Source organism: Acetobacteraceae bacterium (genome assembly GCA_004843345.1).
Taxonomy (GTDB): domain Bacteria; phylum Pseudomonadota; class Alphaproteobacteria; order Acetobacterales; family Acetobacteraceae.
In genome coordinates, this window is the sequence record CP039460.1 from 1495700 (window position 1) to 1512109 (window position 16410).

The window sequence follows — 16410 nt, forward strand, 5'->3', positions numbered from 1 at the left end:
TTAGGACAGTTTTTCCAACTCAGCAGTGAGTTCAGGTAAGACTTCAAAGAGATCGGCTTCAAGGCCATAATCTGCATTGTTGAAAATAGAGGCTTGTGGATCAAGATTTATTGCAAAAATGACTTTACTGTCCTTAATTCCAGCTAAGTGTTGGGGGGCGCCAGAAAGGCCAATAGCAATATAAATGTCAGGGGCAACAATTTTCCCTGTTTGGCCCACCTGTGATTCATTTGGTGCAAAGTCCGAATCAACGGCTGCTCTTGAGGCGCCGATACCTGCCTCTAGGATTTTTGCGAGAGGCTCTAGGAGGGTTGCAAACGATTCTGCGCTTTTGAAGCCTTTTCCGCCTGAAACAATGATTTTTGCCGTTTCAAGGTCAACTTTATCTGAAGGCGTATTTTCATTTGCAATGAAAGTGACAGGGTAGGGTGAAAGGTTTTCCTCAGAGATCATGACGCATTCTGGTGTTTCTGCATTTTTATGACTATTGTCAGGTTCAAAAGAGGCTGAACGGATGAGGAGAATTTTCTTTTCATCTTTAGTTTGCACTTTTGCCAATGCTGTTCCAGCATAGACAGGGCGAACGAAAGTATTTTCTGAAAGAATATCTGTAATTTCAGTAATTGGTTGAATGTCTAAGAGACCAGCTAGTCGTGGGAGGATATTCTTACCTTCAGAAGTGCCTGCGGCAAAAAAATGCGTATAGTCCGAAGACAGATTCTTTAGAATCTCTGCAATTTGGCCCTCTAAGAGATGATTCGGGGCAAGATATGCTTTTGAAATGCCTTTAAGGTCAGAAATAAGTGTTTTACTATCCTCCCCGAGAAAAAAAGCATCAATAATACCGCCAAGTTTTTTAGCTGCGGCAAGGGCAGAGAGGGAAGAGGAAAGAATTTTCTGGTTTTCGGTTTGGATTAAAACAAGAGATCTCATTGGAATTTAAGCTCCATTTCACGAATTTTTTCAGCTAATTCTTTTACATTTTTAAGCATGACGACATCGGGACGTTTTGGCAGGTCTTCTATTCCGATAATTTCGAGTCTGGGGCTGAGGTCTTCTTGTGAGAGTTCTAATTCTTCTGCTGTAATAGCTTCGATAGGTTTCTTTCGCGCTTTCATAATATTTGGCAAAGAGGCGTAGCGTGGTTCGTTAAGACGCAAATCTGCTGTGATGACAGCAGGGAGTGTCAGAGACACTTTTTCGATTCCATTATCGCCTTCTTTTGAAATTTCCGCCTTGTCTCCATCGATGGTGATTTCGCTGGCAAAGCAGGCTTGTGGCCAGTTCAATTTTGTCGCGAGAATCTGCCCTGTGGCGTTAAAATCATCATCAATGGCCTGTTTCCCCATTAAGATAAGGGAAATGTCCTCTCTTTGCGCAATTTTCTGCAAAATTTTTGCAATCGCCAAAGGTTCTAAATTTTTAAGCCCATCTTGTTCTGTCTTAAAGTGAATGGCACGGTCTGCGCCCATTGCGAGACCTGTTCTTAAAACGTCTTGCGCTTTTTGAGGGCCAATGGAGACAACAATGATTTCAGAGGCTTTTTGTTTTTCTTTAAGGCGAAGAGCTTCTTCAAGTGCAATTTCGTCAAAAGGATTGGGAGAATGCTTTAAATTATCCGTTTCCATTCTGCTGTGATCGGCTGAAATGAGAGGTTTAATATTGGGATCAACCACCCTTTTAAAAGGGACAAGGATTTTCATGAACTAATCCATAATAGATGTAAAAAATAAAAAGATTGCGGAATTATAGCTTTTTAAAAGCGCATTTTGTAGGGGGAATAAAATCCCTCCACATTGAAATGTTAAAAATACGTTGTAAAGAGCAAAGAATTGTCAGTTTACATGCCATTTCCATAATTTGGGCCAGAGCCACCTTCTGGCGGAATCCATTCCAACTCTTGCCGGACATCCTTAATCACACAGGTTTTGCAGTGTAGGCAGTTTTGCGGTGAGATTTGAAGAATATGGTAGCCAGGTTTATCTGGATTAGGCTCTGCTCCATAAACGCCAGCTGGACAGAAGCGTGTTTCAGGCCCTTTAAACTGATCCCAGTTTCTTTCTTCCCATGTTTGTGTAGATCCTATCAGAAGATGATTGGGCTGATTGTCATCATGGGAGATATTTGCCAAATAAACAGAAGAGGGGCGATCAAAAGTGAGTTTGTTGTCAGGCCGTGGATAGATAATTTCGGGCATTTCATCTGCATTGTGAAAAGAATCACTATCCTCTTCACGATGGTGCAACGTCCATGGTAACTGCCCTCGAAAAAGCGTTTCATCAAGGAAAACATAAGGGGAGGCTAAAAAAGTGCCTAATTTGGCGAAAGCTGGCCGGATATTGCGTGCTTGGTATAATTCTTTTGCAAGCCAAGAGTTTTTAAATTTTTCTTCAAATGTCGTTGCTTGGTCTGCATTGTTTTTGAGAGCTTCAAGAATTGCTTCTGCACCAAGCATACCGGATTTCATGGCTGTATGGATGCCTTTTAGGCGTGGCACGTTAAGAAAACCAGCGCAATCACCAACAAGAATTCCGCCTGGAAAGGAGAGTTTGGGAAGAGATTGCCATCCACCTTCTGTTAAAGCTCTGGCGCCGTAAGCAATTCTGCGTCCTCCTTTGAAATGTTCAGAAAATGCGGGATGCGTTTTGAGACGCTGCATTTCTTCAAAGGGAGAAAGCCACGGATTTTTGTAATCAAGTGCAATGACAAAACCATAAGAGACGAGATTTTTGCCAAAATGGTAGAGGAAGCCTCCACCATAGGTTTTTCCATCTAAAGGCCATCCAAAACTATGTTGAATGAAGCCTGGTCGATGATTTTCAGCTGGAATTTCCCAGACTTCTTTTATGCCTAAGCCATAAGTTTCCGGATCACTGTCACGGCAAAGGTTAAAGTGCCGTTTTGCATGTGTTGTTAAGGAGCCACGAGCACCTTCAGCCAGAATTGTTTGTTTGGCGCGCAAGAGCATTCCAGGCATAAAATCGGACTTGGGTGCATCGTGGCGATCCCGTCCCATATCACCAGTAATGATTCCGACGAGTTTTTGATTCTCAAAAGCTAATTTTGCGCCTGCAAAACCAGGATAGATTTCGACACCAAGCTCTTCAGCAATTTCAGCAAGTTTTTTACAGAATTCGCTTAATGAAAGGGCATAGTTGCCATGGTTATTTTTGCTCGGAAGTAAGAAAGGGACAAAGGGAATTGCGATCTTTTGTTTTTCTGTTAAGAAAAATAGTTTTTCCTCAGAAACAGGTGTCGTTAGACCAAGATCTTCGAAAGAATATTCAGGTAAAAGTTCCTTAATCGCTTTGGGATCAATTAAAGCGCCAGAAACAATATGTCCTCCAATTTCAGCGCTTTTTTCAATAAGACAGACAGAAAGAGAGGAATCCGCTTTTTTTAAGGCAATGGCTGCGGAGAGACCGGCAGGGCCAGCGCCAGCAATAAGGACATCAAAAGTCATTTCCTCCCGTTCAATTTCTTCAGCAGGTGCTTCTCCAAATCTTTCTGTCATTATTCTTACCTCATTTAGGGGTTAAATTTATTTGATCTCAGAGAGACCTTTATTTTTAAATTCCCAGTAAAGACATTCTCTACCTTCTCTAAAGGCTTTGGCCTCATAGCGTGTCGGAGACCAGCCTTCCGGACGTGTGGTTGCTGGTTCAAAAATCTGGAAGAGATTTTGATGAGTCATGACTTCTTTGATCCATTCCTGATAGACTGGATGATCCGTTGCAACACGCCATTTTCCAGCAGGCTTAAGTACTCTAGCGAGTCTTTTGAGGTTATCAGGGTGGACAAAACGACGTTTAGAATGGCGTTTTTTAGGCCAAGGGTCTGGAAAAAAGAGACAAACGCCGTCTAAAGAGGCTGTTGGCAGTGCATCAAGTAATACTCTCGCATCTTTTGCCCAAAGACGAACATTTGGAAAATTTCCGGTTTCTTTTTCGGTTTCAATGAGCCGTCCAAGAAGAGAACAAATGCCATTTTCAAAAAATTCAGAAGCAATATAGCGTTTTTCGCCACGCTCCATTTCTTTTGAAATATGTTCTCCGCTGCCAAAACCAATTTCAAGCCATAAAGGCATTTCGGAAGTGGATTTTGGAAAATCTATGGTTGGATTTTCAGGATGTATAAGACTAAAGCGTGGAAGTTCTTTTTCTAAAAGCTCTGCTTGTCGTTGGCGTAACGGTTTGCCTAAACGCCGTCCATAAAGGCGTGTTGGCTGTGCTTTAAGTTCTGAAAGATCTCCTCCGCTGGAAGCGGAGGAGGAGACGTTTGCATTATCGTTCATGACGGGAATATAATGTTAAGCGATTAGCGGTTTAGTGCAGCTTTTAAGGCTGGAACTAAATCGGTGCGCTCCCATGTAAAGGTATCAAGATTGAGGTCGGGTTCACGTCCAAAATGCCCATAAGCAGAGGTCGGTACATAAATTGGACGGTTCAGGCGAAGATGCTCTCTAATCCCTTTTGGGGAAAGATTCATGACTTGATTGAGAACGTTTGCAAGTTTGTCCTCATCCACATCTTTTCCTGTACCATCGAGATCAACATAAATCGAAAGCGGGCGAGCAACACCAATGGCATAGCTGAGCTGAATGGTGCAGCGATCTGCGAGACCTGCAGAGACAACATTCTTCGCAAGATAGCGGGCTGCGTATGCTGCAGAACGATCTACCTTGGTTGGATCTTTACCAGAGAATGCTCCGCCACCATGTGGTGCGGCGCCACCGTAGGTATCAACGATGATTTTCCGTCCCGTTACACCTGCATCACCATCAGGGCCACCAATCTCGAAAATACCTGTTGGATTTACAAAAAGCTTGTCTGAAGAAAGAGTCCATTCAGAAGGCAAAACTTTTTGGATTGTTTTTGAAACAAGCTCACGGATGTCAGATTGTTTTGCTTCTTTGGTATGTTGTGTGGAAACAACGATTGAATCAACGCCAATAGGCTTGCCATTCTCATAACGAAGCGTCACTTGGCTTTTGGCATCTGGTTCTAGAATGCTATTGGGATTCTCACGGCGTAAACGACGCATTTCATGAAGAAGATTATGTGCATAGTAAAGCGGAGCAGGCATTAAGGAAGGGGTTTCATTGCTGGCATAGCCAAACATGATTCCCTGATCACCAGCGCCTTCTTCTTTGTCGCTTGTTGCGTCAACGCCTTGCGCAATATGCGCAGACTGTGCATGTAAATGCGATGCGATATCAACGTTTTTCCAAGAAAAACCTTCCTGATCATAGCCAATATCTTTAATGGCGTTACGGATGAGATCAGGTAACTCTTTTGCGATTTTTTCTGGACCGCGGACTTCGCCAGCTAAGACAACACGGTTGGTTGTCACTAAAGTTTCACAGGCGACGCGAGCTTCAGGTTCTTGCGCTAAATAAGCGTCAAGAACTGTGTCGGAGATACGATCCGCTACTTTGTCGGGATGACCTTCAGAAACGGATTCGGAAGTAAAATAAAAATTGCCGTTATTGCGCACTCAGGGACCTCTCAGGGAATGAGTGGGTTGCAGCTTCCTCATAACCCTGTTCTTAAAGGGAAAGAGAACGCGCCTAAATTGCTTTTTTAGGCGACCAAGGCCGATACTAAAATGATAAATGTTTCTAAGGCTTAGGACGCTCATCCTTTGCCGTCAACTTTTTTATGATTCGATAAGATCCTCCATGTCATAAATTCGATTAGGAGAAGGCCGTCTTTGCCCCAGCCAATACGCTGCTTTCAGAGCGCCTGAAGCAAATAATTTGCGATCAAAGGAGCGGTGTGAAAGCGTAATTTCTTCCATCTCCCCAAGAAAGCGAAGCTCATGCTCTCCAACGACCCGTCCGCCACGGATTGAGGAAAATCCAATTTCACCTTTGGTACGAACTTTATTGCGTAATTGCTGTTGAGGAGATGAAAATGCGATATTTCTGCCCTTTGCAACCGCACGTCCGATAGATAAGGCTGTACCGGAAGGCGCATCTGCCTTTTGATTATGATGGGTTTCGATAATTTCGGCATCGTAATCAGGCAATTCTTTTGCCAGCATTTCTGCTGCTTTAAAGAAAAGGGTAAGGGCAGGAGAGAAATTAGAGGCTTGAAGAACAGGAATTTTTAGGGCCGTTTGTCCTAAAAGGGCTTGTTGCTCTGAATTAAGCCCTGTAACACCATTAACCCATGCGACATTTGCCTTTGTAAAAGCTTCTGCGTGTGCTTGTGTAAGGCTTGCGTGGCTGACATCAATGATGACATCACATTGTTGAGCCAGAATTAAGGGATCAGAAAACAGGCCTTTCCCGGGATCATTCTCACGAGAAGTCCCACCTTTAAGGCTGAAATCAGGCGAGGCGATTGCAAGCGTTTTGCAGAGACTGCCGAGACGTCCACGAATGCCTGCGATTCCAAGGTTTAATGGCTTATTATTCATAACTGGATTCCTTAAAATCATGACCCTTCAAAAAATTTCCGAGTTTTTTCAAAGAGACTTGGGGTTGGACGGGGATGTTTCGGTTCATATCCCATTTCTTTTTCCAACGCCTCGAGGAGTTCTACTTGCTTTTTGGTTAGCTTTTTTGGAATTTCGACATTCGTTCTTAGATAAAGATCGCCACGCCTTTTGCTGTTAAGAATGGAGAATCCCTTCCCTCGAATGCGAATGATTTCTCCAGATTGCGTCCCTGGCATGATTTCAACTTTTTCTTTTCCCCCTTCAATGAGATCAATTTCAAAAGTATCTCCTAGGGCAGCTTGTCCCATCCTGAGAGGGAGTTCCATAATGAGATTCGCATCTTCACGCTGAAAGCGAGGGTCGCTTTCAATTTCAATGAGAACGTATAAGTCGCCATCTTGCGCTGTCGTTCCTTTAGCAGAATGGCCAAGACCAGAGAAGCGGATGCTCGTTCCGGAATCGATACCTGCTGGAATAGGAATATCAACTTCTTCTGTTTTTTCTTTCAAGCCAGAGCCATTGCACTGGTTGCAAGGATTGGTGACTTCCTGTCCGTCGCCACGGCATGTAGTGCAGGGGCGTTCGACAACAAAAAAACCATTCTGCATGCGTACAGAACCGTGTCCAGCACAGGACGAGCAGTTTTTGATTCCAGAGGCGCCATCTTTTGATCCTGTTCCGTCACAAGAGTCACAATGGCGTTTACGCTGGATGGAGATTTTCTTTTCAGTTCCAGTAAAGGCCTCCGAAAGAGAGATGTGGATAGAAGCTTCAATTTTTTCACCCACTTTTTGGGCTCTGCGTCCACCACGTTGCTGGCCACCACCGAACATCTGTTCAAAAATATCACCTAGGTCGCCAAATCCTTGTCCAAATCCACCCCCTTGCTGGTTAACCCCTTCGTGACCGAAACGATCATAACGTTCTCGTTTTGCAGGATCTGAGAGGATTTCATAGGCCTCTGTAACTTCTTTAAAGTGAATTTCTGCCTGTGTGTCTCCAGGGTTGAGGTCGGGATGATATTGACGGGCCTTGAGGCGGTAAGCGCGTTTGATTTCGGTGATAGTTACTTCCCGTGTAATGCCTAAGACTTCGTAATAATCGCGTTTTTGCGACATATCTTCTCCCATAGTGATTTTTGTTAGAGGCGACCAAGATTAATTGCAGTCTTGGTTGTCCTGAAAGATTAAATCGTGTTTCTTATTTTGGAATTAAATAGCGGATGAACAAGGTATAAACAAAAGAAAACTCCCTTTCAAAAACGAAAGGGAGCATTCTTCAGGTCAAAATAAGAAGCTTATCTCTTATTTCTTGCCATCAACATCTTCGAATTCAGCATCGACAATGTCTTCTTCTTTTTTGCCATTTGCTTCTGGCTGAGCTCCTTCTGGAGCAGCAGGTCCAGCTGCTTGAGCAACGGACATCGCTGCTTTGCGCAACTCTTCAATTGCGGCACGAATTTCGTCCGCTTTTTCAGAGGTTAATTTCTCTTTCGCAGCGGAAATTGCTTTTTCAGCACTTTCTTTTGCTGGGGCAGGAAGTTTTTCCCCTGCTTCAGAAATGGCTTTCTCTGTTTGGTGGATCAGGGCTTCAAGCTCATTGCGAGCTTCAATGAGGGAACGGCGCTCTTTATCAGAAGCGGCATGTTCCTCTGCTTCATGAACCATTCTTTCGATATCAGCTTCGCTTAATCCGCCTTGAGGCTGAATTTCAATTCTCTGCTCTTTGCCTGTGTTTTTATCCTTTGCCGTGACATGGACGATACCGTTGGCATCAATATCAAATGTCACTTCAATCTGAGGAACGCCACGGGGCGCAGCAGGAATATCTTTAAGATCAAACTGTCCTAGAAGTTTATTATCCTGAGCGAGCTCACGTTCACCTTGGAAAACCTTAATCGTCACGGCAGGCTGGTTATCTTCAGCTGTCGAGAAGGTCTGGCTCTTCTTCGTTGGGATTGTCGTGTTACGATCAATCAAACGTGTCATCACGCCACCGAGAGTTTCAATTCCCAAGGAGAGAGGAGTGACGTCGAGAAGAAGGACATCCTTCACATCTCCCATCAACACACCACCCTGAATAGCCGCACCAATGGCAACGACTTCGTCAGGATTGACGTTTCTTGCAGGCGCTTTGCCAAAGTATTTTTCAACCGTTTCAATCACTTTTGGCATACGGGTTTGACCGCCGACCAGAATGACTTCACGGATATCGCTTGTGGACAATTTTGCATCTTTTAATGCTTTTTCACAAGGCGTTAAGCTGCGCTTGATAAGGTCTGCTGTCAGGCTGTCAAGTGTTGCACGGGAAAGTGTCAAAACGAGATGTTTCGGACCAGAGGCATCCATTGTGATAAAGGGCAGGTTAATCTCAGTCTGCATGGTTGAAGAAAGCTCAATTTTGGCTTTTTCAGCAGCCTCAAAAAGACGTGGCGTCGCCATTTTGTCTTTTGAAAGATCAATCCCATTTTCTTTTTTGAATTCATCAATAATCCACTGGACGATTGCTTTATCAAAGTCGGCACCACCGAGGAAAGTATCCCCGTTCGTGGAAAGCACCTCAACAGTGCCATCAGCGATTTCAAGGATGGAGATATCAAAGGTACCACCACCGAGATCGTAAACAGCGACATGGCCAGGATTTTTCTTTTCAAGACCATAAGCAAGCGCAGCCGCTGTTGGCTCATTGATAATACGTTTGACATCAAGGCCAGCAATTGTTCCCGCATCGCGTGTTGCCTGACGCTGAGCGTCGTCAAAATAGGCAGGGCACGTAATGACGGCTTCTTTGACCTTGCTGCCAAGGTAAGCTTCTGCAGCCTCTTTCATTTTTGTAAGAATATGTGCAGAAATTTGCGCTGGAGATTTTTTGCCGTCTTTTGTCTCAACCCAAGCGTCACCGTTTGGCCCTTCGACGATTTTATAAGGCATGAGGGCTTTATCTTCTTGGACTTTTGGATCGTCATAGCGGCGGCCGACAAGACGCTTAATAAAAAAGAATGTGTTTTCTGCATTTGTCACAGCCTGACGTTTTGCAGGCTGACCTGTGATAATTTCACCGTCTTTTACGAAAGCGACAACAGATGGAGTTGTTGCTGCGCCTTCTGCGTTAGGGATAACTTTAGTATTTTTACCTTCCTGAACGGCCACGCAGGAGTTGGTAGTACCAAGGTCAATACCAATAATTTTGCTCATCTGTTGCTCCAAAATAGCGTTTAACAAAACCCAAAATCGGGAAAATATTAAGAATTTCTTGATCTGTTATTATGTGATGCCATGTTTGATGCTGTCGTGATATTTTGGCATCTAAAACAGGTCTCTGCTACACATCTGGTAAGTCTGTGCAAAAGTGCAAGAGATGGCATAAGATAATTCCAAGAAAAAGAATATTAATCTTGTTGAGATGCGTTTCTTTAGCAGGAAAAAGGAATGGAATGGGGAATTTTTTGAGGCAACGTGTCTTTTCAAGATATTTGGCGCTCTTTTCTGTTACATTGCCTTTGGCAAGTTGTATGGGGCTGGGGCATCGTATGATGCATCCTGATGTGACGGGCTATTCAAATGCAATTACGGAAACGCAGAAAATGCAACTTTTACATGCGATGCTGGAACGCCGCTATGGAAATTTGCCAACTTTTGTGAATGTGACGCAAATTATTTCAGGCCACAGTGCCCAGCAAACGGCGCAACTGAGCTTGGCTGGAACAGCAGCTCATATTAAACTCGAAAATAAAGGATTTAGAAAGGGCGCAGGCCCTGAATATTCTGATAACGGCCCTGCGATTACAGGGAAATTAGGGTATGAATTTACAGATAAATCAACCCTAAGCTATCAGCCGATTTTAGGACAAAAATATATTTCCAATCTTGTGCATCCTATGCCCGTTTCAACGGTGATGCCCTTATTTCTAGGTGGAATTCCAATAGATATTCTGTTGAGGCTGAGTATGCGTTGGGTAGGGGATATTTCAAATGTTCGGGCTGGAAAATTTGCTGGAAGTGTACGTTTTTATCTTTTGTTAGAGGACTTGCGGAAACTGCAGGAAGTTGGGGCTATTAGCGTAACTCTTGAAGAGAATGGAAAAGAAGAAGCAAAAGTGTTTCTTCTTTTTAATGCAACTTCAGAAGGTGATATTGAGCAGGTGCAGAGGGAAGTAAAGCGTTTATTGCATCTCTCTCCTGATGTGAAAAAGGTGGAAATTATTCAGGCGGCGCATCCTGAAACAGAGGGGCAAGTTGCAGTTTTGACAAATTCTGCCTTGTCGATGTTGGGGCAGGTGGCGGCTGGGATTGAAGTCCCTAAAAAGGACATTGAGCAGGGTTTAGTTCCAAGAACTGTGGATGAACGTTCTGTTACCCGCCGTCCTTTAATCATTGTGCATTGTAGTACAACAGCACCTTATGATGCCTATGTCGCTTTGCCGTTCAGAGGGAGTGTTTACTGGATTGATGATAAGGATTTTGAAAGTAAACAAGCTTTTAATCTGCTCAAAGTGCTTTGTAATTTGGCAACAGTCGAAGGGGCTGATTCGAAAAATCAGGATAAAAAATCAGCTGAATCTAGGATTCCGACAACAACAATTTCTAAAAAAACAGGAAAAATTAGTGTTAAAGCACCTGCTGGGGATTAAGATTTATTCAAACTAAAGAAAGACATAAGAGCGCTTCTGTGGCATAGAAGCAATGAGGTGTATATTTCTTACCTTGTAACATACGGAAATAGGAAATTCCTCTAAAATTAAAACAAAGAGGGACGATAAAGACTTTTAAAAAGAGGCATTTCTGTTTTAGAAAAAGAGGATTCATTCTTCAGAAGGCAAGAAGTCATAGCAGGAGGTTAGGGAGCTAGGGATGAAGGCATCTCAGCAGATTGGTTTTGCATTGATGCCGCATTACGTGCGCAAAATCTTAGCTTTATCCGTATGCACTTTTGTTTTTTCTAATCTGTCGGGTTGTCTTGGGATAGGTCCTTATCGTTTAAAGCATGATGAGCTGGCCTATACCCGATCTATAGGTATCGTTCAAAAAGAGCAGATGCTCTTAAATATTGTAAAATTACGCTATGCGGATCCGCCAACATTTTTGGATACGACGCAGGTTATTTCGGGTTACTCGATGCAACGTAATGGCACTTTTACGATGGGTGGAACGGCGGCGGCAGGTGCTATTCCAGGTCCTCAAATTTCAGGGACTATTGGGGGAATTTTAACAGAAAATCCAACAATTACCTATCAGCCACTAAATGGACAGCAATATGCTGAAAACATTATCCGTCCTATTGCGCCTGCTGTGATTATGCCGCTTTCATTAGGCGGGATGCCTATCGACATGCTCTTGCGACTGACAGCGCAGTCTATAGATGGACTTTCGAATGTGAGTGGCCTGGGTGCAGGCCCTGCGGGTGGGGGGTCGGTGCGCTTTTATCTTCTTCTACATGATTTAAGGCAGTTGCAGGAGGCAGGCGCTTTAACAATCCGTGTCGTACGAACCTCTGCTGCTTCTGGTGGGGATGCGTCAAAAGGCGGAAGTGGGAAAAGCAGCAGTAGCGGAGATGCAAGCAGTGGAAGTGGAGAGCGTGTTTATCTTGTCTTTGGTGCAACGCCAGATTCCGATTTGCAGGCAACGGAAAGCGAAGTGCGCCGTCTTCTTCATCTCGATCCAGACGCTAGAGAGACGGAAGTGATTTATGGCCCATACCCAAAATCCCCAGGGCAGATGGCTATTTTGACCCGATCTATGCTGGCAATGCTGACGCAGCTTTCTTATGAGGTGGATGTGCCCAAGAAAGATGTGGATAGTGGGCGAACCGTTCCAACGATTGGGCAAGTGGGGATCGAAAACCGTCCGCAGGTGATTATTCATTCGGGAAAAAATATGCCTTGGTCTCCTTATGTATCGGTTACTTATCGTGGCGTGAGCTATTGGATTGATGATACAGATTATCAGTCAAAAGAGGCTTTCACGATGATTCAAGTTTTGAGTAACTTGGCGACCACCAGTCAAAAAGGTGGTGCGGTGGTGACAATTCCAGTTGGTTGATTCTGTTTCTAAAAAGCCTGTTATTGCGCAGATTTTACCTTCTTTAGAAGAGGGTGGAGGGGTTGCACGGGGGGCTTTGGAGATTGCAAGGGCGCTTGCAACTGCAGGCGCGCACTCAATGATTATCAGTCAAGGAAGGCTTTCCAAAGAGGATGAAGCAAAGGGGATTCTTCATATCCCTTTTGATGGGCAAAAAACCTTTTGGCCATGGAATATTTTAAAACAGTTTTGGAAGCTTCAAAAAATTTTAAAAGAGCATGAGGTGGATTTACTTCATGTCCGTTCCCGACACCCTGCTTGGCTTGCCTTTTGGGCTTGTAAAAAACACCAGAGATTATGGATAACGACTTGGCACGGACGGCATCAGGCTAAATATTTCTCTCCCCGTTATTTCTATAATAAGGTTTTACTCAAAGGAAAGTGCGTTATTGCGGTAAGTCAGGTTATTCAAGAACGTATTCTCAAAGAATATAAATATAAGAAGGGTCGGGTTTTTGTTATTCCAAGAGGAGCGGATGAGCACTATTTTGATGCGGAACATGTTTCTCTAGCCCAGAAAGAGGCTTTGGTAAGCAAATGGAGGCTCAAAGCCAATCATACATTCATTCTTGTGCCTGCACGGCTTACCCGTTGGAAAGGGCAACATTTGCTCTTAGAAGCCTTGGTAGTTTTGAACCGTTTTCATTCAGATTGGAAATGTGTTTTTGCTGGGGAGACAACGAGCAAGACGTATGAAAAGGAGCTTTTAGAAACCATTAAATTGCTGGGTTTGGAGAAGCAGGTTCTTATAGACGGTTTTTGTTCAGAAATGCCTGTTGCGTATGCGTTGGCTGATTTTGTTGTTCTTCCAAATATGATTGCGGAGCCTTTTGGGCGTTCCGCCGTTGAGGCTCAAATGAGCGGCTGTCCTGTGATTGCCTCTGCTTGCGGGGGATTCTTAGAAAGTTTAGCGCACTCTCCAACCGCGACTTTAGTGCCAATGGGAGAGATTGCGCCCCTGGTGGAAGCGATGAAAAAAGAGATCGAGATGCCTCTTTCTTTGCGGCAGGAAAGGGCAAAAGCAAGTAGAGCTTATGCCAAGAAAAATTTTTCCCTTTTCCATATGTTGAAAGGGAATTTAGAAATTTATGACAGATTGCTTGGGACTAATTTACGAGATAATTTTGAGTTAGCGCATCAACATGCACAAAATATTAAGGAAAATAAGAAAAGATGACGGATAAAAAGACAAAAACTTCAAAACAAGTCCCCTCAAAGAAACGTCAGGATTCCTTAGGAGAGGCGTTGAGAAATAATCTTCTGCGGAGAAAACAACAGCAAAGAGAACGTTCTGAGGAAGAGGCTGAAGAAGACAAAAAAGAGAATTTGGAATAAAAGAGAAGAAGCGTTGTGTGTTCGGCCTTAGGATGACAATAAGCCTTAAAATTAATTTTTGAATTTAGAAACAAGGTGAAGATTTATGGGATTGATGCCAGATCGTTGGATTAGAAAGATGGCTCTCGAAGAAGAGATGATTAGCCCTTTCTCTGATAAACAGGTTCGTGAGGGAAATGATGGAAAGAAACTGATTTCTTACGGTCTTTCTTCTTATGGCTACGATGCGCGTGTTGGCTCTGAATTTCGTATTTTTACGGATGTTGATAGTGCTATTGTTGATCCTAAAAGTTTTAATCCAACGGGTTTTGTCACACGTTCTGGGGATATTATGGTTCCCCCGAATAGCTTTGCACTGGCGCACACGGTCGAGTTTTTTAAGATTCCTAAAGATGTGCTGGTGATTTGTCTTGGAAAATCAACCTATGCGAGATGCGGTATTATTGTGAATGTTACCCCATTAGAACCAGGCTGGGCAGGGCAAGTTACAATTGAAATTAGCAATACAACGCCTTTACCTGCACGGATTTATGCAAACGAAGGTATTTGCCAGTTTCTTTTCTTTAAAGGGGACGGCGCTTGTGAAACAAATTACGCAGATCGCCTTGGAAAATACATGAATCAGTCAGGAGTTACTTTACCAAGGCTCTGATTTAGGGAATCATACTAAAATCATAGCGTGATTTGGCTTTAGAAAGGGGGAAGTAAATGGATAAATTTATTATTGAAGGCGGACAGCGTTTAGAAGGTATTATTCCGATTAGCGGCGCAAAAAATTCTGCGTTAAAATTGATGGCGGCTTCCCTTTTGGTGAAGGATGAGACAATCATTTTGAAAAATGTCCCTGCGATTGCGGATGTTTTGCTGATGGCACGTCTTTTGGAACATTTGGGACTGCGGGTCAAACGAGAGGGGCATGTTCTCGAAATTTCAGGACGGGCGGATAAAATCAATGCCCCTTATGATATTGTAACAAAAATGCGTGCCTCTGTGCTGGTGCTTGGGCCACTGCTTGCCCGGTATGGTGAAGCCAGTGTGTCTTTACCAGGAGGATGTGCGATTGGAACACGTCCCGTAGATCTTCATCTAAAAGCTTTAGAAGCTCTTGGCGCAGAAATTTCCTTAGAGAGTGGTGATATTCATGCCAAAGCCCCTAAAGGTTTGAAGGGGGCTGTCCACCGTTTGGATTTCCCAAGCGTTGGGGCAACTGAAAATATGATGATGGCTGCCGCGCTGGCTGAAGGGGAAACAGAAATTCATAATGCGGCTTGCGAGCCTGAGATTGCGGATTTGGCTGGTTTTATAAATACGCTTGGCGGTAGGATTTCTGGTGCAGGTACTTCCATTATCAAAATTGAGGGCGTAAAGACCCTGCATGGCACGACTTATGCGGTTGTTTCAGATCGCATTGAAGCGGGAACATACGCTGTCGCCAGTGCGATTACAGGAGGAGATATTCTTCTTGAGGGGGCTTTGGCTTCCAATATGGAGAAAATTCTTGATGCCTTGGAAACAAGTGGTGCAACTGTTTCTTTGGATGAAAAAGGAATTCGTGTCCGCGGAAGCAAGGTAATTAAGCCTCAAGATATTCGGACAGAACCTTATCCTGGTTTTCCAACAGATATGCAGGCGCAGTTAACGGCTTTGCTCGCTGTGGCAGAGGGGACTTCCTCTATTACAGAAACGATTTTTGAAAATCGGTTTATGCATGTTCAAGAGCTTATCCGCATGGGAGCAGATATTACACTTAACGGTCGGGTAGCATTGATTAAGGGGGTTAAAACCTTGCAGGGGGCCCGAGTCATGGCAACAGATTTAAGAGCTTCTTTTTCGTTAATTTTAGCAGGCTTAAGAGCAGAAGGCGTTACAGAATTGAGGCGTGTCTATCATTTGGATCGTGGATATGAAGGTGTTGAGGAAAAGCTCTCAGCCTGTGGTGCTAAAATTTCTAGGGTAAAAGATCAGTAATTTTTGTTTAAGGTCTTAAAAAATGCCTCGAAGCCTTTTGCAGAGGGAAAGATTTTTACGAAATTAAGAATATTTTCTTCTGCAAAGCCTTGTTTGACACAGGCTTCGAGGGTTTTTAAGAGGGGATTTGCCCAATTCTCAATATTCAAAAGAAAAATGGGTTTTTGAGAAAGATTTAATTGACGTTCTGTTACGACTTCAAAAAACTCGTCGAATGTCCCCAAACCTCCCGGTAAAATGATAAACGCTTCTGAAAGTTCGATCATTTTGACTTTTCGGCTGGACATGCTGTTCGTTGTTTCGAGATCTGCTACGTCAGGATGAGCAGTTTCCACCTCTTTTAAAAAATATGGGATAACGCCTTTTACATTCCCTCCAGCTTGAAGGCAGGCTGTGGCGACAGCGCCCATAAGGCCTGTGTTTCCACCGCCATAAATCAGTGTAATGTGATTTTGTGCGAGAATTTTTCCTATGTGTTCAGCTTCTTGTGCAAAAGAAGGCGAGTTTCCAAAGCGGGAGCCGCAGAAGACGGCGCAAGTTTTAAATGTCATTTGATAAAATACCTATAAAAAAAGTCCTCTTAAAG

At 43.7% G+C, this 16410-nt stretch carries 14 protein-coding genes; 5 read left to right on the plus strand and 9 right to left on the minus strand.

Annotation, left to right across the window (positions count from 1 at the left end; genetic code table 11):
* The 8 genes from FAI40_07315 to dnaK all read right to left on the minus strand — a co-directional run bounded on the left by FAI40_07315 (window position 1) and on the right by dnaK (window position 9638).
* Window positions 1-933, minus strand: a complete 933-nt coding sequence (locus FAI40_07315) for an electron transfer flavoprotein subunit alpha/FixB family protein (GenBank protein QCE35157.1) — start codon at window positions 931-933, stop codon at window positions 1-3.
* Window positions 930-1703, minus strand: a complete 774-nt coding sequence (locus FAI40_07320; GenBank protein QCE35158.1) for an electron transfer flavoprotein subunit beta/FixA family protein — start codon at window positions 1701-1703, stop codon at window positions 930-932. Before FAI40_07320 ends, FAI40_07315 begins: the two co-directional genes overlap by 4 nt.
* Before the next feature lie 137 nt (window positions 1704-1840).
* The gene (locus FAI40_07325; GenBank protein ID QCE35780.1) at window positions 1841-3463 is read right to left on the minus strand and encodes an electron transfer flavoprotein-ubiquinone oxidoreductase; all 1623 of its coding nucleotides are present in this window, start codon (window positions 3461-3463) and stop codon (window positions 1841-1843) included.
* A 78-nt stretch (window positions 3464-3541) separates the two neighbouring features.
* Window positions 3542-4294, minus strand: a complete 753-nt coding sequence (gene trmB / locus FAI40_07330; protein QCE35159.1) for a tRNA (guanosine(46)-N7)-methyltransferase TrmB — start codon at window positions 4292-4294, stop codon at window positions 3542-3544.
* A gap of 23 nt (window positions 4295-4317) precedes the next feature.
* The gene (locus FAI40_07335) at window positions 4318-5496 is read right to left on the minus strand and encodes a methionine adenosyltransferase (GenBank protein QCE35160.1); all 1179 of its coding nucleotides are present in this window, start codon (window positions 5494-5496) and stop codon (window positions 4318-4320) included.
* Between the two features lie 162 nt (window positions 5497-5658).
* Window positions 5659-6444 (minus strand): 4-hydroxy-tetrahydrodipicolinate reductase, encoded by a 786-nt coding sequence (gene dapB, locus FAI40_07340; GenBank protein ID QCE35161.1) that lies wholly within the window; start codon window positions 6442-6444, stop codon window positions 5659-5661.
* Window positions 6441-7562: a molecular chaperone DnaJ gene (gene dnaJ / locus FAI40_07345; GenBank protein QCE35162.1), complete on the minus strand. Its 1122-nt coding sequence runs from the start codon at window positions 7560-7562 to the stop codon at window positions 6441-6443. The genes dapB and dnaJ overlap by 4 nt, the downstream gene beginning before the upstream one ends.
* A 186-nt stretch (window positions 7563-7748) precedes the next feature.
* Window positions 7749-9638: a molecular chaperone DnaK gene (gene dnaK, locus FAI40_07350; GenBank protein ID QCE35163.1), complete on the minus strand. Its 1890-nt coding sequence runs from the start codon at window positions 9636-9638 to the stop codon at window positions 7749-7751.
* A 239-nt stretch (window positions 9639-9877) separates the two neighbouring features.
* Here dnaK and FAI40_07355 point away from each other — a divergent pair, with 239 nt between their 5' ends.
* The 5 genes from FAI40_07355 (at window position 9878) to murA (ending at window position 15824) form a co-directional block, all read left to right on the plus strand.
* Entirely contained in the window at window positions 9878-11074 is a 1197-nt protein-coding gene (locus FAI40_07355; protein QCE35164.1) for a hypothetical protein, read from the plus strand.
* 403 nt (window positions 11075-11477) lie between these two features.
* The gene (locus FAI40_07360) at window positions 11478-12482 is read left to right on the plus strand and encodes a hypothetical protein (protein ID QCE35781.1); all 1005 of its coding nucleotides are present in this window, start codon (window positions 11478-11480) and stop codon (window positions 12480-12482) included.
* Entirely contained in the window at window positions 12475-13698 is a 1224-nt protein-coding gene (locus FAI40_07365) for a glycosyltransferase family 4 protein (GenBank protein QCE35165.1), read from the plus strand. The genes FAI40_07360 and FAI40_07365 overlap by 8 nt, the downstream gene beginning before the upstream one ends.
* A gap of 243 nt (window positions 13699-13941) precedes the next feature.
* Window positions 13942-14508 (plus strand): dCTP deaminase, encoded by a 567-nt coding sequence (locus tag FAI40_07370; GenBank protein ID QCE35166.1) that lies wholly within the window; start codon window positions 13942-13944, stop codon window positions 14506-14508.
* Window positions 14509-14564: 56 nt separating this feature from the next.
* Entirely contained in the window at window positions 14565-15824 is a 1260-nt protein-coding gene (murA, locus tag FAI40_07375; protein QCE35167.1) for a UDP-N-acetylglucosamine 1-carboxyvinyltransferase, read from the plus strand.
* Here the strand turns inward: murA and FAI40_07380 are convergent.
* Complete coding sequence (locus tag FAI40_07380) at window positions 15818-16375, minus strand: TIGR00730 family Rossman fold protein (protein QCE35168.1); 558 nt, start codon at window positions 16373-16375, stop codon at window positions 15818-15820. The two genes, murA and FAI40_07380, sit on opposite strands and share 7 nt — an antisense overlap.
* Window positions 16376-16410 lie beyond the last annotated feature (35 nt).

What these genes read in the sequence shown, in the direction of transcription:
- FAI40_07315 (QCE35157.1), bottom strand. Translation starts at nt 933, where the DNA reads ATGAGATCTCTTGTTTTAATCCAAACCGAAAACCAGAAAATTCTTTCC.
- FAI40_07325 (QCE35780.1), bottom strand. Translation starts at nt 3,463, where the DNA reads ATGACTTTTGATGTCCTTATTGCTGGCGCTGGCCCTGCCGGTCTCTCC.
- FAI40_07320 (QCE35158.1), bottom strand. Translation starts at nt 1,703, where the DNA reads ATGAAAATCCTTGTCCCTTTTAAAAGGGTGGTTGATCCCAATATTAAA.
- FAI40_07380 (QCE35168.1), bottom strand. Translation starts at nt 16,375, where the DNA reads ATGACATTTAAAACTTGCGCCGTCTTCTGCGGCTCCCGCTTTGGAAAC.
- FAI40_07370 (QCE35166.1), top strand. Translation starts at nt 13,942, where the DNA reads ATGGGATTGATGCCAGATCGTTGGATTAGAAAGATGGCTCTCGAAGAA.
- dnaJ (QCE35162.1), bottom strand. Translation starts at nt 7,562, where the DNA reads ATGTCGCAAAAACGCGATTATTACGAAGTCTTAGGCATTACACGGGAA.
- murA (QCE35167.1), top strand. Translation starts at nt 14,565, where the DNA reads ATGGATAAATTTATTATTGAAGGCGGACAGCGTTTAGAAGGTATTATT.
- dnaK (QCE35163.1), bottom strand. Translation starts at nt 9,638, where the DNA reads ATGAGCAAAATTATTGGTATTGACCTTGGTACTACCAACTCCTGCGTG.
- FAI40_07360 (QCE35781.1), top strand. Translation starts at nt 11,478, where the DNA reads ATGCTCTTAAATATTGTAAAATTACGCTATGCGGATCCGCCAACATTT.
- trmB (QCE35159.1), bottom strand. Translation starts at nt 4,294, where the DNA reads ATGAACGATAATGCAAACGTCTCCTCCTCCGCTTCCAGCGGAGGAGAT.
- dapB (QCE35161.1), bottom strand. Translation starts at nt 6,444, where the DNA reads ATGATTTTAAGGAATCCAGTTATGAATAATAAGCCATTAAACCTTGGA.
- FAI40_07355 (QCE35164.1), top strand. Translation starts at nt 9,878, where the DNA reads ATGGGGAATTTTTTGAGGCAACGTGTCTTTTCAAGATATTTGGCGCTC.